22 protein-coding genes and 1 tRNA gene are annotated in these 21,163 nt (G+C 70.6%); 6 read left to right on the top strand and 17 right to left on the bottom strand.

From position 1 onward, the window contains the following. The 3 genes from JNL41_RS19210 to JNL41_RS19200 all read right to left on the bottom strand — a co-directional run. Positions 1-1,017, bottom strand: a 1,017-nt coding sequence (locus tag JNL41_RS19210) for a YgiQ family radical SAM protein (protein ID WP_293477758.1), incomplete at its 3' end; no start/stop codon positions are given. Positions 1,018-1,165: 148 nt separating this feature from the next. Next, the gene (locus JNL41_RS19205) at positions 1,166-1,912 is read right to left on the bottom strand and encodes an SDR family oxidoreductase (protein WP_293477757.1); all 747 of its coding nucleotides are present in this window, start codon (positions 1,910-1,912) and stop codon (positions 1,166-1,168) included. 13 nt (positions 1,913-1,925) lie between these two features. Further along, a complete protein-coding gene (locus JNL41_RS19200; protein ID WP_293477756.1) occupies positions 1,926-2,360 on the bottom strand; it encodes an HIT family protein in 435 nt (144 codons plus the stop codon). 56 nt (positions 2,361-2,416) lie between these two features. Between JNL41_RS19200 and JNL41_RS19195 the strand changes: the two genes are divergently transcribed. Then, a complete protein-coding gene (locus tag JNL41_RS19195) occupies positions 2,417-3,019 on the top strand; it encodes a DUF5655 domain-containing protein (protein WP_293477755.1) in 603 nt (200 codons plus the stop codon). 198 nt (positions 3,020-3,217) lie between these two features. Further along, on the top strand, positions 3,218-3,943 hold the full coding sequence (locus tag JNL41_RS19190) for a PEPxxWA-CTERM sorting domain-containing protein (RefSeq protein WP_293477753.1): 726 nt from the start codon (positions 3,218-3,220) through the stop codon (positions 3,941-3,943). Positions 3,944-4,000: 57 nt separating this feature from the next. On the opposite strand, the gene JNL41_RS19185 is transcribed toward JNL41_RS19190, so the two are convergent. From JNL41_RS19185 to phaP, 4 genes are all read right to left on the bottom strand, one after another. Further along, the gene (locus JNL41_RS19185) at positions 4,001-5,164 is read right to left on the bottom strand and encodes a GNAT family N-acetyltransferase (protein WP_293477751.1); all 1,164 of its coding nucleotides are present in this window, start codon (positions 5,162-5,164) and stop codon (positions 4,001-4,003) included. Further along, positions 5,161-5,922, bottom strand: coding sequence for a glycerophosphodiester phosphodiesterase (locus JNL41_RS19180; RefSeq protein WP_293477749.1), 762 nt, complete (start codon positions 5,920-5,922; stop codon positions 5,161-5,163). The genes JNL41_RS19185 and JNL41_RS19180 overlap by 4 nt, the downstream gene beginning before the upstream one ends. Further along, entirely contained in the window at positions 5,919-6,380 is a 462-nt protein-coding gene (locus tag JNL41_RS19175) for a RidA family protein (RefSeq protein ID WP_293477747.1), read from the bottom strand. The genes JNL41_RS19180 and JNL41_RS19175 overlap by 4 nt, the downstream gene beginning before the upstream one ends. A 113-nt stretch (positions 6,381-6,493) precedes the next feature. After that, positions 6,494-6,928, bottom strand: a complete 435-nt coding sequence (phaP, locus tag JNL41_RS19170) for a TIGR01841 family phasin (protein ID WP_293477745.1) — start codon at positions 6,926-6,928, stop codon at positions 6,494-6,496. A gap of 304 nt (positions 6,929-7,232) precedes the next feature. Here phaP and JNL41_RS19165 point away from each other — a divergent pair, with 304 nt between their 5' ends. Continuing rightward, positions 7,233-8,540 carry a D-alanyl-D-alanine carboxypeptidase gene (locus tag JNL41_RS19165; protein WP_293477743.1) on the top strand — a complete coding sequence of 436 codons (1,308 nt, stop codon included), beginning with the start codon at positions 7,233-7,235 and terminating at the stop codon, positions 8,538-8,540. A gap of 13 nt (positions 8,541-8,553) precedes the next feature. Here JNL41_RS19165 and JNL41_RS19160 read toward each other — a convergent pair whose 3' ends face one another. Next, the gene (locus JNL41_RS19160) at positions 8,554-8,979 is read right to left on the bottom strand and encodes a DnaJ domain-containing protein (protein ID WP_293477741.1); all 426 of its coding nucleotides are present in this window, start codon (positions 8,977-8,979) and stop codon (positions 8,554-8,556) included. 4 nt (positions 8,980-8,983) lie between these two features. Beyond that, on the bottom strand, positions 8,984-9,817 hold the full coding sequence (locus tag JNL41_RS19155; RefSeq protein ID WP_293477739.1) for a division plane positioning ATPase MipZ: 834 nt from the start codon (positions 9,815-9,817) through the stop codon (positions 8,984-8,986). A 144-nt stretch (positions 9,818-9,961) separates the two neighbouring features. Here JNL41_RS19155 and panC point away from each other — a divergent pair, with 144 nt between their 5' ends. Beyond that, a complete protein-coding gene (panC, locus tag JNL41_RS19150) occupies positions 9,962-10,810 on the top strand; it encodes a pantoate--beta-alanine ligase (protein WP_293477738.1) in 849 nt (282 codons plus the stop codon). Between the two features lie 45 nt (positions 10,811-10,855). Here the strand turns inward: panC and JNL41_RS19145 are convergent, their stop codons facing one another. Both JNL41_RS19145 and JNL41_RS19140 read right to left on the bottom strand, forming a co-directional pair. Continuing rightward, complete coding sequence (locus tag JNL41_RS19145; protein WP_293477737.1) at positions 10,856-11,266, bottom strand: DUF1489 domain-containing protein; 411 nt, start codon at positions 11,264-11,266, stop codon at positions 10,856-10,858. Positions 11,267-11,320: 54 nt separating this feature from the next. Beyond that, entirely contained in the window at positions 11,321-12,160 is an 840-nt protein-coding gene (locus JNL41_RS19140; RefSeq protein WP_293477736.1) for an enoyl-CoA hydratase-related protein, read from the bottom strand. A 71-nt stretch (positions 12,161-12,231) separates the two neighbouring features. Here JNL41_RS19140 and JNL41_RS19135 point away from each other — a divergent pair, with 71 nt between their 5' ends. Then, positions 12,232-14,040 (top strand): patatin-like phospholipase family protein, encoded by a 1,809-nt coding sequence (locus JNL41_RS19135; protein ID WP_293477734.1) that lies wholly within the window; start codon positions 12,232-12,234, stop codon positions 14,038-14,040. A 211-nt stretch (positions 14,041-14,251) separates the two neighbouring features. Here the strand turns inward: JNL41_RS19135 and JNL41_RS19130 are convergent, their stop codons facing one another. After that, positions 14,252-15,550 carry a TonB family protein gene (locus JNL41_RS19130; protein ID WP_293477732.1) on the bottom strand — a complete coding sequence of 433 codons (1,299 nt, stop codon included), beginning with the start codon at positions 15,548-15,550 and terminating at the stop codon, positions 14,252-14,254. A 130-nt stretch (positions 15,551-15,680) separates the two neighbouring features. On the opposite strand from JNL41_RS19130, the gene JNL41_RS19125 reads away from it, so the two are divergent. After that, the gene (locus tag JNL41_RS19125; RefSeq protein WP_293477730.1) at positions 15,681-16,481 is read left to right on the top strand and encodes a helix-turn-helix transcriptional regulator; all 801 of its coding nucleotides are present in this window, start codon (positions 15,681-15,683) and stop codon (positions 16,479-16,481) included. Between the two features lie 35 nt (positions 16,482-16,516). On the opposite strand, the gene JNL41_RS19120 is transcribed toward JNL41_RS19125, so the two are convergent. From JNL41_RS19120 to JNL41_RS19100, 5 genes are all read right to left on the bottom strand, one after another. Further along, positions 16,517-16,939: a DUF3574 domain-containing protein gene (locus tag JNL41_RS19120; RefSeq protein ID WP_293477728.1), complete on the bottom strand. Its 423-nt coding sequence runs from the start codon at positions 16,937-16,939 to the stop codon at positions 16,517-16,519. Continuing rightward, on the bottom strand, positions 16,936-18,102 hold the full coding sequence (locus tag JNL41_RS19115; RefSeq protein ID WP_293477726.1) for an isovaleryl-CoA dehydrogenase: 1,167 nt from the start codon (positions 18,100-18,102) through the stop codon (positions 16,936-16,938). Before JNL41_RS19115 ends, JNL41_RS19120 begins: the two co-directional genes overlap by 4 nt. Positions 18,103-18,174: 72 nt before the next feature. Next, positions 18,175-19,425, bottom strand: a complete 1,251-nt coding sequence (locus tag JNL41_RS19110; protein ID WP_293477724.1) for a lysozyme — start codon at positions 19,423-19,425, stop codon at positions 18,175-18,177. A gap of 70 nt (positions 19,426-19,495) precedes the next feature. Continuing rightward, entirely contained in the window at positions 19,496-20,911 is a 1,416-nt protein-coding gene (mgtE, locus tag JNL41_RS19105; protein WP_293477722.1) for a magnesium transporter, read from the bottom strand. Between the two features lie 111 nt (positions 20,912-21,022). After that, positions 21,023-21,107, bottom strand: a tRNA-Leu gene (locus tag JNL41_RS19100). Positions 21,108-21,163 lie beyond the last annotated feature (56 nt).

Here is a 21,163-nt window from a genome sequence, read left to right as displayed (position 1 = left end):
GCTCTGGATGACGCGCCCCTCGTGCTCGGTGATCGAGCAGAAGGTGCAGCCGCCGAAACAGCCGCGCATGATGGTCACCGAGAAGCGGATCATGTCCCAGGCGGGAATCTTCGCGTCGCCGTAGGACGGATGCGGCGCCCGGGCGTAGGGCAGGTCATAGACGCTGTCCATTTCCGCCGTCGTCAGCGGGATCGGGGGCGGGTTGAGCCACAGGTCGCGGTCGCCGTGCCGCTGGACGAGCGGGCGCGCGTTGCCGGGGTTGCTCTCCCGGTGCAGCACGCGCGAGGCCCGCGCATAGGCCTCGCTGTCCTGCTCCACCTGCTCGTAGGACGGCAGCCGGACGACCACGTCGCCCGGCCTGCGCGCAGCGCCCTCGTCGGCGCTGTCGAGGTCGTCGGCGGGCAGCTCCGTGTAGTGCTCCGGAACCTTGCGGAACAGCGCCACGCCCCGGACGTCGGTGAGGTCCCGCGGCGCCTCGCCCGCGGCGATCCGGTTGGCCACCTCCACCACCGCCCGCTCCGCGTTGCCGTAGAGCAGCAGGTCGGCCTTGGCGTCGGCCAGCACCGAGCGGCGGATCTTCTCGGACCAGTAGTCGAAGTGCGCGATCCGGCGCAGCGAGGCCTCGATACCCCCCAGGACGATCGGCACGTCCTTGAACGCCTCGCGGCAGCGCTGCGAATAGACCAGCGTGCAGCGGTCCGGCCGCCTGCCGCCCTCCCCGCCCGGCGTGTAGGCGTCGTCGCTGCGGATGCGACGGTCCGCCGTGTAGCGGTTGACCATCGAGTCCATGTTGCCGCCGGTGACGCCGAAGAAGACGCGCGGCTTGCCCAGCGCCTTGAACGCCTCGGCCGACTGCCAGTCGGGCTGGGAGATGATGCCGACGCGGAAGCCCTGCGCCTCCAGCAGCCGGCCGATGATCGCCATGCCGAAGCTGGGGTGATCCACGTAGGCGTCGCCGGTGACCAGCACGATGTCGCAGGCGTCCCAGCCCAGCGCGTCCATCTCGGCGCGGCACATCGGCAGGAACGGCGCGGCGGAACGCGCCTCAGCCCCTGAAATCAGGGGCGTTCCGGTTGAGGCCGCGTTGTCCATGATGCGTCACGGATACGCGCGCGGGGCCGCGAACTCAACCGGCCAGACGCCGCAGGCCCGCTTCCGCCACGCCCTAGCCGGCCCCGCCGGCGCGCGCGACGGCGTCTGCGCCGGCCGGCAGGCGCATCGGACACGACGGGTCGGTCGCCGCCCGCCAGACCGCCTCGGCGACATCGTGCGAATGGGTGACGGGGCCGCCGGCCTGGATGCGGCCGAAGACCTGCTGCGCCACACCCATGTAGGGCTCCGGGATGTTCATGCCCATGCGGCCCCGGGCGTTGTCGCCGAACGCGGTCTCGGGCGCACGGCCCGGGATGACGATCCGCATGCGGATGCCCAGCGGCTCCAGTTCCAGCGCCACCGACTCCGTGAACGCGTTCACCGCCGCCTTGCTGGCCGTGTAGACCGACATCATCGCCAGCGCCTGGAAGGTGACGCCCGACGTCACGTTGACGACCACGCCAGAGCCCTGCGCCCGGAACTGCGGCAGCACGGCCTGTGTCATGGCGATCGTGCCGAGGGTGTTGGTCTCGATGAGCTCGCGGATCTTGTCCATCGGGACGCCTTCCAGCGGGCCGACCATGCCGACGCCGGCGTTGTTCACCAGCACGTCGAACGGCCCCGCCGCCTCGATGGCGGCCGCGATGCTCTCCGCGTCGGTCACGTCGAGCGGCAGCACCTTCACGCGGTCGGACTTCGGCAGCAGGTCCTCGCGCGGCGTGCGCATCGTGGCGATGACGCGCCAGTCCCGGTCGAGGAAACAGCGCGCCGTGTCCAGGCCGAATCCGGACGAGCAGCCGGTGATGAGAACGGTGTTCATCGGCGTTCCTTCCTTAGGCGATCTTCGCGGCGATCTGCTCGGCCAGGCCCTTCAGTTCCTCCACGTCCGCCATGCCCTCCCCATGCCGCCCGAGCGGGACACCCTCCCAGCGCGGGATGATGTGGAAGTGAAGGTGGTAGACCGTCTGGCCCGAGACCGCCCCGTTGAACTGGCTGATCGCGATCCCGTCCGGAGTCAGCGCCGCGCGCACGGCCCTGGCCACCCGCTGTACGCCCAGCAGCAACGGCCCGACATTCTCCGGCGCCTCCTCCAGGAAGTTGCGCGCCGTCGAATGCTTGGGGATGACCAGCGTGTGCCCCCTGGCCTGCGGGAAGACGTCCATGAACGCCAGCACATGGTCGTCCTCGAACACGCGCACGGACGGCATCTCGCCGCGCAGGATCCGGGCGAAGATGTTGCCCGCGTCGTAGGTCCCGTCCAAGCTCATGGCGTGCTCCCGAATGTCGGGAGCAGGCCTAGCAAATCGCGGCGGGGGGCGGAACGATGGGCACGACCGGAAAGCCGGCGAACGATCGCCCCCAGGGGCTCACCGAACGCCAGAAGAAGTGGTTCGCCTCGGTGGAGGCCAGCCTGCAGCGCGACACCGGCAAGACCATCGAGGCGTGGGTCGCCATCGCGAAGACCTGCCCGCACGAGGCGCCCAGGGCGCGCACGGACTGGCTGCGCGAGCATCACGGCCTGGGCGTCAACCGCGCCGCGCATGTGCTGTCCGTGGCCTTTCCCTCGGCCATGAGCTGGGATGACGCCGACGGCCTGCGCGCGGCCCTGTGGAAGGACGCCGGCTCCGAGGCGATCCTGTCGGCCCTGGAGGCGGCCGTGAGCGCCCTGCCCGACACCGTCATCGGCCAGCGCAAGAGCTTCACCGCCTTCTCGCGCAAGGTGCAGATGGCGGCTGCACGCCCCGTGAAGGGCGGCCACGTCATGCTGGGCCTGGCCGTGGAGCCCGACGCCGACCGGCGGCTCCAGCCCCGCGGCAAGAGCGAGAGCTGGGGCAACCGGCTGAGGGGCCAGTTGCTGCTGACGTCGCCGCAGGACGTGGACGCCTCGGTGACGGCGCTCCTGCGCCAGGCATGGGAGCGTTCCTGACCTTTATGCGAACTCCCCTGGAGCACGCGGCGGAAGGCGGCGACCCAGACTGGTCCATATGCACGCTCGGAGGTGTTTTCCCGAGAGGCGATTCCCCAGCCAGTTGAAGGGAGTTCGCCGCAGCGCATCGCCGTCCTATGGTTGGACTTGATGGTGAGTGGGGAACTCCCATCGCAACTTTGGATGGGGCATCCTCTCGTGCGCACACTCAAGCTTTTCACGGCCGCTGCGGCGGCCTTCGTCCTGGCCGGCGCCGCGACCACCGCGTTCGCCGACCCGGTGACCCAATCGCAATGGGCCGCGACCGGCGACAACGGCGGCCTCGGCGGCTCGTTCGCCTTCCTGAACTCCGGCGGCCAGGATCCGTTTGAACACGGCGGCGCGTGGACCACCCAGTTCGGCGCCGGCAACGTCGTGTTCAATGCGACCTTCGAAGAGGCGACCTACAGCAACTACGACTCGTGGAACGGCAGCGAATTCATCTTCAGCTTCGGTGATCCCGACACGACGAGCTACGGCCAGACCTTCTTCGCGCCGGGCGGCGCGCTGACCTCGTTCAACTTCCTGATCCACAACTACTCGGGCGGTGGCGGCGGCGGCGGCGGCTGCGAAGGCCCCTGCGAGGCCTCGCTGGGCCCGGTCGACGCGAACTTCGTGGTCGCGGCCTTCGACGGCACGCGCCCGGTGGGTCCGGTCCTCTACAGCACCGCCACGACCATCCCGGTCAGCGACACCTACGCCTGGACGAACATCGGCGCCTTCAACGTCCAGCTCCAGCAGGGCCGGCAGTACATTGCCTTCCTGACCACGGCGAACATCGGCAGCACCGGCGGCGTGCCGGAACCGGCCACCTGGGCCCTGATGATCGGCGGCTTCGGCATCGCCGGCGCGGGCCTGCGTCGCCGCCGGGCCGCGCTGGCCTGAGGCACACTCTCCAAGTCTGCGTTGTCGAAGGCCGCCCTCAGGGGCGGCCTTCTTCGTTCAGGCGCCTTCCCTGAACGGAGAGTAGGCCTCTTCCAGCCACTCCATCTCCTGGTCCACCGCCTGCCGCTCCTGGGCCAGGAACCGCTCCACGGGGCCACGCAGCGCCGGGTCGGCGATCCAGTGGGCGGAGTAGACCGGTCGGGGCAGGTAGCCGCGCGCGATCTTGTGCTGGCCCTGAGCGCCGGCTTCCACCCGCCGCAGCCCGTGCTCGATCGCCCACGCGATAGCCTGGTAGTAGCAGAGCTCGAAGTGGAGGAACGGCACGTCCTCCACGCAGCCCCAGTGGCGGCCGTAGAGGCAGTCGGCGCCGATCAGGTTCAGCGCGCCGGCGATCCAGCGCCCCTCGCGCGCCGCCATCACCAGCAGCACGCGGTCGGCCATCCGCTCGCCCAGCATCGAGAAGAAGGCCCGCGTCAGGTAGGGCCGCCCCCACTTGCGCGAACCGGTGTCCATGTAGAAGCGGAAGAAGGCGTCCCAGTGGTCCTCGGTCAGATCGGCGCCGGTCAGGCAGCGGATCTCGGCCGCGCCCTGCGCCTCGCGCCGCTCCCGCCGGATGGTCTTGCGCCGCCCCGACGACAGCGCGCCCAGGAAGTCCTCGAAGTCGCGGTAGCCGTGGTTCTCCCAGTGGTACTGCTGGCCCTCGCGCCGCCCCAGCCCCTGCCCGCCCAGCCAGTTCCACTCGGCCTCGGTGACGAAGTTGAGGTTGAGCCCCGAGGCGCCGAACCGCTCGCAGAGCTGCAGGCCGCCGCCCAACAGCATGCCCCAGGCTTCCTGCGGATCGACATCCGGCCGGCACAGGAGCCGCGCGCCGGTGGCCGGCGTAAACGGCGCGGCCGACAGCAGCTTCGGATAGTAGCGCCCGCCCGCCCGCTCGTAGGCGTCGGCCCAGGCGTGGTCGAAGATGTACTCCCCCTGGCTGTGGCTCTTCAGGTAGAGCGGCATCGCCGCCGCGACCCGCCCATGCTCGTCCTCGACCGAGAGATGCTGCGGCCCCCAGCCCGTGCGCTCCACGGCGCAGTTGGCCTCTTCCAGGGCGTCCAGGAAGTCGAAGCGGATGAAGGGGTTGCCCTCGTAGACGGGATTGTCGGCGCAGGCGTCCCACGCCTCGCGGCCGATCTCGGCGATGCGGCGGGCCACGGCGACCGCCGGCTTCAGCTTCACGCCACGGCCTCTTCAGGGATGAAGCCTTCGAATATCAGGTTGTCGCAGCCGTCCTTGATCGCGGCCCACTGCCCCGGCTCGCGGACCGTCCAGGCGACGACGGGCATGCCCTTCGCGCGGTGCTCGGCGGCCTTTGCGCTCGGCAGCATGTCGAGTCCCAGCGCCAGGAAGTGCGGCCGCGCGATCGCCACATGCTCCAGCCCGGCGAACGACCGGCGCTGCGTCTCGTTCATGTGGGGCGCCTTGTCCCACGAGTAGCTGTCGAGGCCCCGCAGCACGCCCGGATAGCGGTCGGCGAACCAGGCGTGACTGTAGGGATTGAAGCCGATCACGCAGAGCGGCCCGTTGTGGTCGGCGATCACCTCGTGCGTCCGCTGCTCCAGCGCGCCGACCTCGCCGAACGGCGTCTTGAGCTCGACGTGAACCATCGCCCGGTGGCCGACGACCACCAGGGTCTCGAGCAGTGTCGGAATCTTTTCGTCCGTGCCCTTCAGGCGCATCTCGCCCAGCTCGGCGGCCGTGAAGTCGCGCACGCGGCCCTCGACGCCGCACATTCGCGCGAGCTTGTCGTCGTGGAACACCATCGCCTCGCCGTCGGCGGAAAGCTGGACGTCCAGTTCGATGCCGTAGCCCCTGGCGCAAGCGGCCTGGAAGGCGCCGAGCGAGTTCTCCGGCGGACCGTCGGGGCTCCAGAGCCCGCGATGCGCGATCGGCGGGTGGAACAGCAGTTCCCAGGCCTGGCCGAAGTCTCCCCTCACCTGACCTGCACCACCGCGTCGACCTCGACGGCGAAGTTCAGCGGCAGGCGGTAGACGCCCACGGCCGAGCGCGCGTGGCGGCCGGCGTCGCCCAGGGCCTCGACCATGACGTCGGAGCAGCCGTTCACGACTTTGGGAATGTCGAAGAAGCCGGGCCCCGCCTGGACGAAGCCGCCCAGCTTGACCACGCGCACCACCCGCTCCAGGTCGCCCTCGCAGGCGGCCTTCATCTGCGCCAGCAGGTTGATCCCGCAGATGCGCGCGGCCCGGACGGCGGTCTCGAAATCCACGTCCTCGCCCACGACGCCGCGGATACCGCCCGAGGCGTCCACCGAGACCTGGCCGGAGATGTGTACCAACTCGCCGACCCTCACGAAGGGCACATAGTTGGCGACCGGGGCGTTGGGCGCCGGCAGTTCGATGCCGGCGGCGGCGAGGCGTTCTTCGACCTTGGACATGGCGAACGCTTAGCGCCCCCCTTCGCGAAGAAAAAGGGGCCAAAGAAAAAGGGCCGGCCCTCGCCGGGCCGGCCCTTCCTTACGCTTGCGCTACTCGGAAAATCGTCAGGCGCTCAGCGGACCGCCTGGAACTTCTCGACGGTCGCGGTCACGCGCTCGTTGATCGGCTTCATCGATTCCTTCACCGAGGCCGACACGGTGTCCGACATCTTGGTGAACTCGGCCATGTAGGTCTCGAGCGCGGTCTTGGCGAACGAGGTCTGCAGCTCGACCACTTCCTGCACGCTCTTGGCGCCGGCGAGCGACTTGGCGGCCGACACCTGGGTGTCGAACACGGCCTTGGAGAAGGCCATCGCCTGGGCGCCCAGGGCTTCCGCGCCCTTGGCCGAGGCGGTCGCCGAGGCGACGACGGCTTCGAGGTTCTTCTTCGAGTGGGCGTTCAGCTCGTTCATCGCGGCCAGGCCCTTTTCGATGCCTTCCTTGAAGGCGACGTTGGAGGCGGTGGTGAACTGTTCGACAGTGGTCTTCGCGGCGTCGGCGGCGGCCATGGGAGGCTCCTGCTGGAATGGGGTGACAAACGGAGGCGGCGGGGCGGACCGCCCCAAATCACGAACCGGCTTATTCCATGCTGCACTGCACAAGTCAACGCATTTTTGTGCGCTGCAACATAACTGCTGCATTCGCCCATCCGCCGCCGCGCCTCTTCCCTCGGAAAACCCGCCGCGCGCATCGACTGCGGCATTTGCGCCTGTTCAATCCTTGTTTACCCTCATGAAAGGGTACGCACGGCATGCTACCGACTCCCTCGGGTGGCATGTCGCCATCTCAACGCGTTGATTCGACGGACGAAGCATGATCCAGCACGCCCGCCGCCTGTTGCTTTCCCTCGGCCTGGCGTTCGCCATGGCCATCGGCGGGGTCGCCCCGGCCGCCATGGCGCAGGTCCCTTACCTTCAGCTCATCCCGCAGAATTCGTCCAAGTACGCGTCGATCGTCGTCGACGCGAAGACGGGCGAGGTGCTCTACGCGAAACGCGCGGACGCTCCGCGGTATCCCGCGTCGATCACCAAGGTGATGACCCTCTACCTCACCTTCGAGGCGCTTTCGGCGGGTCGCATCGGCCTGGACGACCGGGTCGTCTTCTCGCCGCACGCCGCGGCGCAGTCGCCGACGAAGCTGGGCATCCGCGCGGGGGATTCGATCTCGGTGCTCGAGGCGATCCAGGCGATGTGTACGCTGTCGGCCAACGACGCCTCGGTGGCCATGGCCGAGAAGCTGGGCGGCACCGAGCAGCGCTTCGCCGCGCTCATGACGCTGCGCGCCCAGGAACTGGGCATGACCAACACCAACTTCGCGAACGCCAACGGCCTGCCGAACACGCGCAACCTGTCGACGGCCCGCGACATCGCCATCCTGTCGCGCGCGGCCATGCGCGACTATCCGCAGTACTACCGCTTCTTCAGCCAGGTCTCGTTCAACTTCCGGGGCCGCACGATCACGAACCACAACCACATGCTCAGCAACACGCCGGGCGTGGACGGCCTGAAGACCGGCTTCACCAACGCCTCGGGGTTCAACATCGCCATCTCGGGCGTGAAGGACGGCCGTCGCCTGATCGTGGTGGTGCTGGGCGGTCCGACCCGCATCACCCGCGACCGCGTCGCCGAGAGCCTGCTGCTCACCGGCTTCGACGTGATCCGCCGCCGCGGCCTGGGCGAGGACATCAAGGTCGCGCAGAACTTCTTCGAGCCGCCGCAACTCGCCGCCGCCACCGAGCCGCAGATGGCCCAGGGCGACACGGGCGACAGCCTGTCGGTCCGCCTCGCCTCCTCGCCGCCGCCGGCGCGCGCCTCGCAGATCCAGATCGTCGAGCCCCGCTCGGTGCCGAAGCTCTCCGGCAAGGCCAAGGCGCAGGCTGGCGGCCGCTGGACCGTGCAGGTCGGTTCGTTCAACAGCCGTTCCGACGCCCGCGAGCAGTTGTCCCTCGTCGAGAAGCGCTTCGGCCGGCACGTCGACGACGCCCGCGCCGTGGCCGAGAAGGACGGCGGCAAGTACCGCGCCCGGTTCCAGGGCATGACCGAGGAAGACGCCAGGGACGCCTGCAAGGCCCTCAAGGCCAAGAAGCAGCCCTGCGTCGTCATGGCGCCGGGCCGCGGCTGATCCCCTTCCCCGGCTACTTCAGCAGCCGGTCCCGCGCCGCGTTGAGCTGCGCCGCGAGCCCGGCGGTGCCGCCTTTGTCCGGATGCACGGCGCGCATGAGACGCGTGTAGGCCGCCTGGATCTCCTCGCGGGTCGCGCCCTCGACGACGCCCAGGATCCGCCGGGCTTCGTCCTCGCTCATCCGGGCCGCAGGCGGCGGCTTCGCGCCCGTCGCCTCGATCCTGCGCGCCGAGGCGGCGAACCACAGGCCCACGACCACCAGGACGACGGTCGGTCCCCAGCCGCCCCGCACGCCCGACCATGCAGCCGCCGTGAAGGCCACCAGCGCCGCCGCCCCCGAGACGACGCGCCATTCCCGGCGCTTCAGCACCGGGAACCGTCGGCCGTTCAGCCAGAAGTAGCCCGCGAGCAGCGCGCCCCCGAGCAGGAGATAGAGCATCCGCCTATTCGGCCGCGATGCGTTCGGCGTCGTCCAGTCCCTGGAAGCCCAGCGCGACCATCAGCGCGCGCAGCTCCTGGCGCGCCGCCACGTGCTGCAGGCTCATGGCCACCGGCCGGATCGCCGGCGAGAGGTCGGCCACGGTCAGGCCGAACGGGAACAGCTCGCGGTAGATCACCCGGTCGCGCAGGCCGGGCCCGACCCGGAAGCCCACCTTCTTCGACAGCGCCTCGACCCGCTCGTCCAGGCGGCGGCGGTTGCGGGCCTCGGTCGGCGCCAGGCGGTTGCGCAGCACCACCCAGTCGATCTGCTTGCGCTCTGCGGTGGCGCGCTGCTTGCGGCAGCTCCAGACCGTCTCGGCGTAGAGGGAGTGGCGCTTCAGATCGAGCGTCACCGGGTCCACCACGCCCAGCATGTCGAAGTCGACGAAGCTGTCGTTCATCGGCGTCACGATGAGGTCGGCGCGCGAGTGGGCGGCCCGGCTGATGGCCGTATCGCTCCCGGGGGTGTCGATCAGCACGAAGTCGGCCGTCTGGCTCACCTCGCCGAACGCCGCCTCGAACCGGGCCAACTGCTCGGCCTCGGGCGCCTTGGCGAGCGCGTCGCCGGCCGAGCTGATCGCGTGCTCGATCGGCATCGGCGCCTCGGCCGCGTTCGCGGCCAGCCAGGCGGCCCGGTTCGCGAAGAAGTGACCCAGCGTCTGCTGGCGCAGGTCCAGGTCGAGCACGGCGACCTTCGCCTTCCCGTGCAGCAAGGCGGTGGCGATGTGGATGGCGAGGGTGGACTTGCCCGCTCCCCCCTTCTCGTTGCCGACCACGATGACGCTGGCCTGGCCCATGGCTCTCTCTAGCTCCCCGACGGCCCCCTGGAGCCGACTCAACGCCATTCTAGCTGACCGCGCCACGCACCGATGCGTCAACGTGACCGCTCGGCGCGGCCCATGGATGGACTTGCGGCGCCCCGAGCGCCATAAGCCCGCGCCATGCCGCTCCCCGTCGTCCGCACCGTCGCCGACCTCCGTGCGCAGGTCCGCGCCTGGCGGGCCAGCGGGCTGAGCGTCGGCTTCGTGCCCACCATGGGCGCTCTGCACGAGGGACACCTGTCGCTGGTCCGGGTCGCGCGCGGGAAGGCCGACCGCGCGGTGGCGAGCGTGTTCGTGAACCCCACCCAGTTCGGACCCAACGAGGACTTCGACGCCTACCCCCGCGACGAGGCCCGCGACGCCGAACTTCTGGAAGCCGCCGGCTGCCACCTCCTCTACGCGCCGGCCGTCGCCGAGATGTACCCGCAGGGCGCGTCCACCACCGTCACCGTCAGCGGCGTCACCGATCCCCTGGAGGGCGCGGCGCGGCCGGGCCACTTCGCGGGCGTCGCCACCGTGGTCACCAAGCTTCTGAACCAGTGCGGCCCCGACGTGGCGGTGTTCGGCCAGAAGGATTTCCAGCAACTCGCGGTGATCCGGCGGCTGGTCGCCGACCTGGACATCCCCGCGGAGATCGTGGGCGCGCCGACGATGCGGGCCGACGACGGCCTCGCGCTGTCTTCCCGCAACGCTTACCTCACGCCCGAGGAGCGGGCCCAGGCGCCGGCGCTGCACCAGGTCCTGCAGGCGCTGCTCCAGAGCCTGCGCGACGGCGAATCCGTGGCTGCCGTGGAGAGCCTCGCCCTCGACGCGCTCGCCCGCGCCGGCTTCCAGAAGATCGACTACGTCGAGGTCCGCCACCCGGCCACGCTGGAACGCCTCGGCCCCGGCCCGGCGACCGGTCCCGTCCGCGTCCTCGCCGCCGCCCGCCTCGGCAGGACCCGGCTGATCGACAACGTGGGAGATTAGGCCCTCAGGAGCCCTCCTCCTTGGAGGAGGGAGCGAGTTCCGGCCTCACCACGCGCCCGCTTCGCGCAACTGCCGCGCCAGCTCGTCCGGCACGTCGCCGAACGCCGCCTCGTCCAGGTCGGGCGGGGCATCCTTCGCGTCGAGATAGCGCCAGCCCTGGAAGGCCCGGCGCGGCGTCGGCGCCACGCGCACGACCGCCTCGTCCAGCGTCACGTGGCAGCGGGCGGCCGCGCCCTCGCCCACCGTGTCCACGGCCAGGATCTTCTGCCGGCACAGGATCACGCCCTTGAAGACGCGGTAGACCGAGCCGCCGTCGACCATCTCCGGCGCCCGCTTCGGCGTCATGCGCGTGCGCAGGATCCAGGGCTCGCCGGTCACGGCGTTGCGGGCGCGCCAGTCCAGCAGGTCCTCGATGGTGGCGGCGCCCACCACCAGCTTGATCATGTGCAGGGCCATCGGCCCCGGATTAGGGCCGCTTCAGCGCCTTGGAAAGTGCGTCATCGAGCCCGGTCATTGCGCCCACGGGGGCGTCTGCCTGGACAGGAACGCGCGGACGCCCGCCTGCCCCTCCTCGCCGACCCGCGCGGCGGCGATCCGGTGCGCCGTCAGTTCCATCAGCCCGCGGTCGATCGGCCGCCCGGCGACCTCGTCCACCAGCCGCTTGGAGGCCTCCACCGCGCCGGGCGCGCAGGCCAGAATCTCGCGCGCGATCCGGTGTGCGGCCTCGTTCAGGCCCGCGGCGTCCGCCACGATCTCGTTCACCAGCCCGACCTTCTCGGCGTAGGCGGCGTCGAACACCCGGGCGCTGGCGAACAGCGCCCGCGCGTTCCGCGGCCCGATGGCCTGGACGACGTAGGGGCTGATGGTGGCCGCGATCAGGCCCAGCCGCGCCTCCGAGAAGCTGAAGTTCGCGCCGCGCGTCGCCACCGCCATGTCGCAGCAGGCCGCCAGGCCCACGCCGCCACCGTAGGCCCCGCCCTCGACCAGCGCCACGGTCAGCGCCGGCAGGTCGTAGAGCGCCTTCAGCATCTTCGCCAAGGTCATAGCGTCGGCGCGGTTGTCGGCCTCGGTGCGATCCACCGCCGCGCGCATCCAGTCGAGGTCGGCGCCCGCCGAAAACGTCCCGCCCGCGCCGCGCACGAACACCACCCGCACGCCCTCGGCGCCCTTGAGGGTCTCGAACGCCTCCTCCAGCGCCGAGATCAGGTCGTCGTTGAAGGCGTTCTTCCGGGCCGGCCGGTTCATCGTCACCGTCACCGCGCCCGCCTGCGTCGCGTGGATATGCACCAGATCGGAGGTCGCGCTGACGTCCGGGAATTCCACCAGCGGGTGGGCGATTTCATTGGTCATGCGGCCTCCTTGCGCGACGCGACAACGCACAGGCGTAGCTCTCGGCGGCGAGCGGCGCTACCCTTCGTACCGTGGCGAGCCTGCCTGAAATCGAGGCCGATTCGGCCCTGGCCCGGCTGTTCCGTCAGCCGGACGCCCGGGCCGAGACCATCTGGTTCTCCGTGCCCGGCGGCTCGAAGCTGTTCGGCCAGGGCGATCCGTCCGACAACCTCTACGTCGTGCGGACCGGCCGCCTGGGCGCCTTCCGCCGCGAGGAGGGCCAGGAGGCGCAGTTCCTGGGCGTGATCCGCCCCGGCGAACCGGCGGGCGAAATGGCGCTGATCGCCGGCATCCCGCATTCGGCCGACGTCTATGCGCTCCGCGACTCCGAGATATTCGCCATCCCGAAGCAGGCCTTCTTCGACGCCTGCGACGCCGACGCCGACGTGATGATCGAGCTCGCCAAGCTGATGATCCTGCGCAGCCGCCAGACCGCGCGGCGCGGGCCGGTCGGCGATCCCTCGGTCTTCGGATTCATCCCCGTCGGCCGCCCCGGACCGATCCGCCCCATCGTCGAGCGGCTGGAGCGCGAGATCGCCGCCCTCGGCTACCAGGTCACCACCATCGGCGGCGAGGCGGCCTCGGCGCCGACCGAGTGGTTCTCGGAGGTCGAGCGCACGCACGACTTCGTCCTCTACGTCGCCGAGCGCGACGAGACCGCCTGGGCGCCGTTCGTGCCGCGGCAGGTGGACCGGCTGTTCCGCGTCGGCCGCGGCGACCGGCCGGCCGAGGCCTCGGCCAGTCCGCACGGCGCCGCGACCCTGCAGGACCAGGGTCTCGTCGACCTGATCCTCGTGCAGCCGGCCGAGACGGTCCGGCCGCAAGGCTCGGAGGCCTGGCTGGACGGCACGGGCGCGGCGCGCGTGTTCCACGTCCGGCGCGGGAACGAACCCGACTTCGAACGGCTGGCCCGCGTCCTGACCGGCCAGTCCGTGGGGCTGGTGCTCTCGGGCGGCGGCGCGCGCGCCTATGCCCACGCCGGCGCGATCAAGGCGCTGCGGGAGCGCGGCGTGCCCATCGACTTCGTCGGCGGCTCGTCCATGGGCGCGGTGGTGGGCGCCGGCCTCGCGATGGGCTGGAACCAGGAGGAGATGGACCGCCGCCTGAAGGAGGCCTTCGTCACCACCAGCCCGCTGGACGACATCGCCCTGCCGCTCCTGGCCATGACCCACGGGGTGAAGGTGAGCGAGCGGCTCGCGCACCACTTCGGCGAGACGCAGATCGCCGACCTCTGGCTGCCGTTCTTCTGCCTGTCGTCCAACCTGACTACCGGGGCCTACCAGCTCCATCGACGGGGCCTGCTCCGCCAGGCGCTGCGGGCGACCATCTCGCTGCCCGGCGTGCTGCCGCCCGCCACCGACGGCCAGAACGTGCTGGTGGACGGCGCGGTGATGAAGAACTTCCCGGCCGACATCATGCGCGCGGCCATGACCGGCCCCATCGTCGGCGTCGACGTCACCACCGCGCGCAGCATCACGGCCAACGACGTCGCGCGGCCCTCTTCGGTCTGGCGCTGGATCCGCTCGGGCCAGTGGCGGCTCGGGCCGCCGATCGTGTCGCTCCTCATGCGCACCGCCACGGTCTCGACCGGCCGCGACCTCGCTGCGGCGCGCGAGGCCACCGACGTCCTCGTCCAGCCCGACGTCTCCGGCATCGAAATCCGCGACTGGGAGGCCTACGACGAGGCGGTCGAGGCGGGCTATCGCGCCACCCTCGCGGCCCTCGACAAGCTGACCCGGCCGCTGGCCGAACTGCGCCGCCGCCCCTCCCTGCGCGAACAGCAGGCGCCAGGCGGCCATGCGGCTCCCTTCATGGCCTCCGCGCACGCTGCGGCGGAATGAACCTTGCGGAGGCGCGCGACGCGCCCCCATATTCGAAGGGTGTTCAACAACTGAAAGGAGGTGACCCAGTGTCTCATAGTGAAAGCCGCACTGCGGTGACCGTGACCTGGACCTCCGTTTACGGGGTTCGCGCCTAGCCACTAGGCACGGTCGCGTACCGCTCAGCGGTCCGACTATGGAAAGGCCGCCCCAGCGATGGGGCGGCCTTTCGCTATTTCGGAGACGGCGCCGGCGGCGCGGGGGCCTCGTAGCGGATGGGGATCGTCACGCGGCCGCCGACGACCGGCAGTCCTTCGGCGGTCCAGGTGGTGAGGCGGAACGATGGCGTCGCGCCGAGCGCCGCGGCCGCCACGCCGACGCCGGCGGGCGTCTCGGACGTCACCTTGCAATCTCCCAGGACGCCGCCGGCCCGCACGGCGCAGTCCAGGACCGCGCGCGAACTCCCGGCCGCCTTCACGTCCTTGAAGGCGGCGAGCAACTGGAGCTGCGTCGGCAGCGACGACCAGGACGGCTTGCCCACGACACGCGTCGCCGGGTCGAGCATTCCGGGGTCGAAGACGATCGGCACGTGGAACTCGAGGCCCTTGGCGGCCTTGCGATCTTCGTCGCTGCGCACCTCGAGCCTGAAGCGCTTGGCCAGCAACTTCGCTGCGGCCTCGAAACCGTAGCCCTTCGGATCGGCCGAGATGGTCTGACAGTCCGCGAGGCGACCCTCTCCCGTCATGTCGCAGGCCACCGTTGCACGGCCGCCTTTCCGTTGGGCCCGGGCCTTGGCCGGATAGGCCTCGGCCACCTCGTCGTAGGTGGGAGCCTCAGTCCAGGCGATCGCGGCGTCGATGACGCGCCTCGTCGCAAACGAGTCGCCCGGACCATCCATGCGGAAGTTGATCGGCATGTTCACGACCGAGGCGACCGGCTTGCCGCCCTTCTGGGCCGGTCGCATGAGGGACTGGGGGGTCAAGGCGATGGCCGCACCGCCGAATCCGGCCCCCGCCGGCGTCTCCTCCATCGTGGCGCAGTCCGTGAGCGCCCCCTGGACCGTGACGATGCAGTTGATGATCGCCTTGCCGCTCTGCCCGCGCCTGTAGGCCTGGGTCGGGAACACCGCGAGCAGTTGCTCGGGCGTCGGCCGCCTCAGCCAATCCGCAGCCTTGTCCACGGACTCGTCGCCCTGGATGATCCGAACTTCCCGCGGATCGGACTTGCCCGGCGGCTTTCGCCGATACTTGGGGGCCAGGGACAGCGTCGCGGCGCCCACGCCGCTGTTGGCCGGCGTCTCGCGCTCGATCCTGCAATCCGTCAGCGCGCCATCGTCCGCGACCCCGCAACGCACGACGGCGCGGTAGAGCGCGTCCGTCTTGATGACCGGGTTCAGGGCCGCGGCGACCTCCGCCTCGGTCGGGCGGCTCGCCCAGTTCGCCTCCGAGGCATCTGGCCTCTTCTTGTCCGCGGCCCATGCCGGCGCCGCCGCCACGACCATCGCGAGGCCGATCCAACTGATTGCACGCATGCGTGGGTCCCCACCCGTCGCCTCCACGATGCCGGCAGCTTCGCCTGCGCGCAACCATCGCGCGTTGGCGCGCGCCGCCATTACCTCTCACGTCATGGACGCGCTTCCCGGCGCCGGTAAGCTTCGCCCCATGAGCACGCCACAGAAACCCGTCGGCGAGTACCTGCGCGCCTGGCGCATGCGCCGGCGGATGAGCCAGCTCGACCTCGCCCTCGACGCCGAGATCTCCACGCGACACCTGTCGTTCCTGGAGACCGGCCGCTCGCAGCCGAGCCGCGAGATGGTGCTGCACCTGTCCGAGCAGCTAGACATCCCGCTGCGCGACCGAAACGTGATGCTCGTCGCCGCCGGCTTCGCGCCGGTCTTTCCCGAGCGCCGCCTGGACGACCCGGACCTCGCCGCCGCCCGCCGCGCCGTCGACGTGATCCTGAAGGGCCACGAGCCCTTCCCCGCCCTCGCCGTCGACCTGCGCTGGAACCTGGTGGCCGCCAACGCCGCGGTCATGCCGCTGATCCAGGGCGTCGATCCCGAGCTGATGACCGGGCCGATCAACGTGGTGCGCCTGTCGCTGCACCCCAAGGGCCTCGCGCCGCGCATCGTGAACCTGGGCGAATGGCACGCCCACATGCTGGAGCGCCTGCGCCGCCAGGCGGAGCTGACCGCCGATCCCGGCCTCAACGCGCTCATCGACGAGATCAGGAGCTACCCGAAGCCGCCCGCCTCCGACCGCCGCTCGGAGGACCTCGGCGGCGTCGCCATGCCGTTGCAGATGATGGCCGACGACAACCTGCTCTCGATGCTGACAACGACGACGGTGTTCGGCACCCCGGTCGACATCACGCTGTCGGAACTGACCCTGGAGACCTTCTTCCCCGCGGACGCGGCGACGGCGGAGATCCTGCGCGCCTCACACGCGGCCGCCATCTCATAGCCCGCTCATCCAGCGAATGCCGGGACAAGCGGTGGTCAGAGCGCGATGCAGGCGGGCGGCGGCAGGACGACCACGGACTCCTGCTTGAACTTGGCGCGGTAGGCGGCGCGGACGGCTTCGACCTGGCCCACCGGGTCGCCCTTGGCCGGCAGCACGATCATCAGCACCTTGGCGGCCTCGCGGATCATCTGGTTCTCGTCGCCCTTCCACTGGCCGCCGCCGTCCACGACGGTGACCCCGTCCGGGAACCGCGGCGTGACCTCCTGGTCGACGAACTTGCGGATGTCGGTGTCGTTCAGCCTGGCCGGCGCCTTGGCGGCCAGGAACACCTGGGCGGTGCGCAGTTCCGCCTGCCCGGCCGGGCACAGCGGCTTCGGGGGCGCCGTCTGGCAGCCCGCGAGCCCTAAACCCGCAAGGGCGACGCCCGCCAGCAGAACGATGGCCCCCGCCGATCTCACCCGCCGACAAGCTCCCGTCCGATGAGGAACCTCCGGATCTCGTTGGTGCCGGCGCCGATGTCGTAGAGCTTGGCGTCGCGCAGCAGGCGTTCCACCGGGTACTCCTTCGTGTACCCGGCCCCGCCCAGCGCCTGGATCGCCTCCAGGCTCACCTTCACGGCGTTCTCGCTCGCCATCAGGATGGCCCCAGCCGCATCGAACCGCGTCGTCAGGCCCGCATCGCAGGCCTTGGCCACAGCATACACGTAGGCGCGCGAAGAGTTCAGCGCGACATACATGTCGGCGATCTTGCCCTGCATGAGCTGGAACGAGCCGATGGGTTTGCCGAACTGCCTGCGCTCGCGGACATAGGGCAGCACCACGTCCAGGCAGGCCTGCATGATCCCCAGCGGCCCGCCCGACAGCACCGTGCGCTCGTAGTCCAGGCCGCTCATCAGCACGCCGGCGCCGCCGCCGACCGGGCCCATGACGTTCTCTTCCGGCACCTCGCAGTCCTCGAACACCAGTTCGCCGGTGTCGGAGCCGCGCATGCCCATCTTGTCCAGCTTCTGGCTGACGCTGAAGCCCTTGAACCCCTTCTCGATCAGGAAGGTGGTGATGCCGCGCGAGGCGCCGTCCGGGTCGGTCTTGGCGTAGACGATCAGGGTGTCGGCGTGCGGCGCGTTGGTGATCCAGAACTTCGTGCCGTTCAGCACGTAGCGGTCGCCCTTCTTCTCGGCGCGCAGGCGCATAGAGACCACGTCCGAGCCCGAGCCGGCCTCGCTCATGGCCAGCGAGCCCACATGCTCCCCGCTGATCAGCTTCGGCAGGTAGCGCGCCTTCTGCTCGGGCGTGCCCCAGCGGCGAAGCTGGTTCACGCAGAGGTTCGAGTGCGCCCCGTAGCTGAGGCCGATCGAGGCCGAGGCGCGCGACACCTCCTCCACCGCCACCACATGCTCGAGGTAGCCCAGGCCCAGGCCGCCGTACTCCTCCTCCACCGTGACGCCGTGCAGGCCGAGCTCGCCCATCTGCGGCCAGAGCGCGCGCGGGAAGGTGTTGGTGGCGTCGATCTCCGCGGCGAGCGGAGCGATCTTGTCGGCGGCGAAGCGGGCGGTGGTGTCGCGGATCATGTCCGCGCTCTCGCCGAGGCCGAATTCGAGGCTGGGTCCGTGGTTCGGGATCATGTGGCGCGGGTTAGCACAGCCGCGCGGCGCGCGCGAACCGGCCAGGGGTCTGCGACGCGGCCCGGCGCACCCTCAGTCCCGCTCGGCCGCGCGTCCCATCCGCTGCAGCAGGCGGTAGACCGCCACCGCCACGAAGCCGACCCCGGCCAGTCCCGCGCTCCAGGCCACCATCTGCGGCGTGACCACCGCGCCATCGGGCGTCGGGCGCGCCGAGAGCCCCCAGAAGACCGCGAAGCCGAAAAAGGCCAGCCCGAACAGCGCCAGCAGCAGGTCCCAGACGACCGAGGGCTCCCTGGGCTTCGGTTCGGGCCGCAGGCGCGCCGGGATGAACTCGTAGGGCTCCGGCTCGGCCGGCCCCTCGGCGGCGGCCTCGAGCTGCGGCTCGGACTCGCGGCCGCCCGGAGCCAGCGGGATCGCCAGTTCGGCGTCCACCACCGGCGGCTCGAACACGGCGCGCTCGGCCATGGCGGCGACCACCTCGGCCTCCGGCGCGGCGCGCGGTTCGGGCGCATCGGAGCGCTCGGTGACCGGAGGGGCGAAGTCGGCCTGCGGACGGACGTCGCGCCCCTCGCCCACCAGCGGGTCGTCGCCCAGGTCGACGAGCGTCGGCGCGTCGTCCGTGTCGGGGAAGATGGCCTCGAGGCGGCTGGCGATCTGCTCGGCCGCCGCGGTCAGCGCCGGCGCCGCCAACTCGGGCGTCGGTTCGGGCGGCAGGTCTTCCTCGGGCAGGTCGTCGCGGCGCGCGGTCACCCTGGCGCCCTCGAACGAGGCCTCGACCTCCACGGGCCGGCGCAGCGGCACCAGATCCAGGGCGTCCAGGTCGATCACCGGCCGCAGCAGCGGCGACGGGGCCGGCGTCCAGGCGTCGTTGGGCGGGGTCAGGAACAACGCCTTCTCGGCCGCTCGCCGGCGGACCAGGGCGTCGATGACGATCCGCTCGCCCTCGAAGTCGGCCTTGCGCCACAGCTCCATCGCGCACGCCGCCTGCACGGCCGCGCCGGCGTTCAGCCGCTTCAGCACCTGCGAGCGGCGGAAGTTGTCGGTCCCCACGTTGAACGCGAAGCTGTTGAGGGCGTCGAACTGGTTCTGGGTGACGGGAGCCAGCAACCCCTCGTTCACCGCGTGCTGCACGGCGATCAGGTCATAGACCAGCAGCGCCTCGGCGTCCGGCTCGGAGACCTCGGCGCCCTCGCGCGCGGTCAGCGTATGGCCGTAGCCGATCGTCCAGCGCCCGTCGGGCAACTGGGCGGCAGTCCGGCGATAGCCCTCGAACCGCTTGATCAGTTCGATGGCCGCCCGGGAAACGCGGTGGCGCGAGAGCACGAGCTCTATTCGTCCCAAATCGGCACAGGCGGCATGCGCCCGACCGGGTCAGGGGCAAGCCTGACGCCAGTTACAGCAGGATGAGGCTCGCGAGTCCCAGAAAAGACAGGAAACCCATGAGGTCCGTGACGAAAGTTACGAACACGGAGGAGCTGACGGCCGGGTCGCGGCCGAGCCGCTCCAGCCCGAGCGGCGCCAGCACGCCCGCCGCGGCGGCCAGGAAGATGTTGACGATCAGCGCCAGGGCGATCGTCACGCTCAGCCGCAGGTCGTGGAAGAAGGCGAACGTGGCCACGGCCATGACCAGCCCCACGACGGCCCCGTTCATCAGACCCACGATCATCTCGCGGCCGACGATCCGCATCGAGTTGGCCGCCGTCAGCTCGCGCGCGGCGAGCGCGCGCACGGCGACCGCCAGGGCCTGCGTCCCCGCCGTGCCGCCCACGGACGCGACGATGGGCATCAGGATGGCCAGGGTCACCAGCTTGGCGATCTCGCCCTGAAAGGCGCCGATGGCCTGCACCGCCACCGCCTCGGTCGCCAGGTTGAGGACCAGCCACGGCAGGCGCGAGCGCACGATGTCGCCCACGCTGGCGTCGCGGCCCGCGTCGCTCACGCCGGCCAGGGCGAGGATGTCCTCCTCGCTCTCCTCCTGGATGACGCTGACAATGTCGTCGACGGTGATCTGGCCCACGAGGCGGCCGTCCTTGTCGACCACCGGCGCCGAGATCAGGTGGTACTTGTCGAAGATGTAGGCGACCTCTTCCTGGTCGAGGGTCGCGTCGATCTCGTTCACCGGCTCCATGATCTGGGCGAGCGGCGTCTGGCGGCCGACGCGCAGCAGGTGGCTCACAGGCACGGCGCCCACCGGCTTGTAGGCCGGGTCGACCACGTAGATGTCGAAGAACAGTTCGGGCAGGTCGTCGGCTTCGCGGCGGAAATGGTCGATGGCCTGGCCCACGGTCCAGAACTGCGGCGCGGCCACCACCTCGCGCTGCATCAGCCGCCCGGCGGTCTCGTCGTCGTAGGCCAGCGTGGTCTCGATGGCCGCCCGCTCCACCTCGGGGATGGCGGCCATGACCTCGGCGCGCTTGTCGGCCTCCAGGTCGTCGACGACGTCGGCGGCGTCGTCCGACTCCATCTCGCCGATGGCCTTGGCCAGCGTGGCGGACGGGACGTGCTCCAGCACCTCCTCGCGGATCTCGGTGTCCAGTTCGCTGAGGATCTCGGCCAGGGTCTCCGGGTCGAGGTGCGGGATCAGCTCTTCACGGTCGCCGGCCGACAGGAACCCCATCAGGTCCGCCACGTCGGCGGGATGCAGCGCGCCGAGAAGCTCGCGCAGGCGATCCGCGTCGCCCCGCTCCAGGGCGTCGGCCACGTCGCTCACGAAGTCCGGGTTCAGCGCATAGTCGTCTTCGAGCGCGAGGTCTTCGAGGTCTTCCTCCGGCTCGGCGACGTCGGCGAGGTCGTCCGTTTCGCGGCTCATGCGGACCTCCCCGTTCTTCCCACAAAGGGGCGCTATGTTCGGACGGCTTTGCTCGTTCTCTGCCTAAGGCCCTGATTCACGAATCCTGCGAAGCCCGGAGGCGAAGCAGGATGGTGCGGTCGAGAAGACTCGAACTTCCACGGGTTGCCCCACAGCGACCTCAACGCTGCGCGTCTACCAATTCCGCCACGACCGCTCGTGGTGAGGCGCGGCAGGTAGCAAACACCGGCTGCGGAAACAAGCGCGGCGTTT

The sequence above is a fragment of the Phenylobacterium sp. genome (assembly GCF_016793285.1).
GTDB lineage: Bacteria > Pseudomonadota > Alphaproteobacteria > Caulobacterales > Caulobacteraceae > Phenylobacterium.
The sequence above is the reverse complement of the archived record's forward strand: the minus strand, read 5'-3'. Positions and strand labels throughout refer to the sequence as shown.

Coding starts and splice junctions, on each gene's coding strand:
- JNL41_RS19140 (WP_293477736.1), bottom strand. CDS start 12,160: ATGACCAATGAAATCGCCCACCCGCTGGTGGAATTCCCGGACGTCAGC.
- panC (WP_293477738.1), top strand. CDS start 9,962: ATGCCGCTCCCCGTCGTCCGCACCGTCGCCGACCTCCGTGCGCAGGTC.
- JNL41_RS19155 (WP_293477739.1), bottom strand. CDS start 9,817: ATGGGCCAGGCCAGCGTCATCGTGGTCGGCAACGAGAAGGGGGGAGCG.
- JNL41_RS19125 (WP_293477730.1), top strand. CDS start 15,681: ATGAGCACGCCACAGAAACCCGTCGGCGAGTACCTGCGCGCCTGGCGC.
- JNL41_RS19175 (WP_293477747.1), bottom strand. CDS start 6,380: ATGTCCAAGGTCGAAGAACGCCTCGCCGCCGCCGGCATCGAACTGCCG.
- JNL41_RS19165 (WP_293477743.1), top strand. CDS start 7,233: ATGATCCAGCACGCCCGCCGCCTGTTGCTTTCCCTCGGCCTGGCGTTC.
- JNL41_RS19130 (WP_293477732.1), bottom strand. CDS start 15,550: ATGCGTGCAATCAGTTGGATCGGCCTCGCGATGGTCGTGGCGGCGGCG.
- JNL41_RS19145 (WP_293477737.1), bottom strand. CDS start 11,266: ATGGCCCTGCACATGATCAAGCTGGTGGTGGGCGCCGCCACCATCGAG.
- JNL41_RS19115 (WP_293477726.1), bottom strand. CDS start 18,102: ATGATCCCGAACCACGGACCCAGCCTCGAATTCGGCCTCGGCGAGAGC.
- JNL41_RS19200 (WP_293477756.1), bottom strand. CDS start 2,360: ATGAGCTTGGACGGGACCTACGACGCGGGCAACATCTTCGCCCGGATC.
- JNL41_RS19160 (WP_293477741.1), bottom strand. CDS start 8,979: ATGCTCTATCTCCTGCTCGGGGGCGCGCTGCTCGCGGGCTACTTCTGG.
- phaP (WP_293477745.1), bottom strand. CDS start 6,928: ATGGCCGCCGCCGACGCCGCGAAGACCACTGTCGAACAGTTCACCACC.
- JNL41_RS19195 (WP_293477755.1), top strand. CDS start 2,417: ATGGGCACGACCGGAAAGCCGGCGAACGATCGCCCCCAGGGGCTCACC.
- JNL41_RS19205 (WP_293477757.1), bottom strand. CDS start 1,912: ATGAACACCGTTCTCATCACCGGCTGCTCGTCCGGATTCGGCCTGGAC.
- mgtE (WP_293477722.1), bottom strand. CDS start 20,911: ATGAGCCGCGAAACGGACGACCTCGCCGACGTCGCCGAGCCGGAGGAA.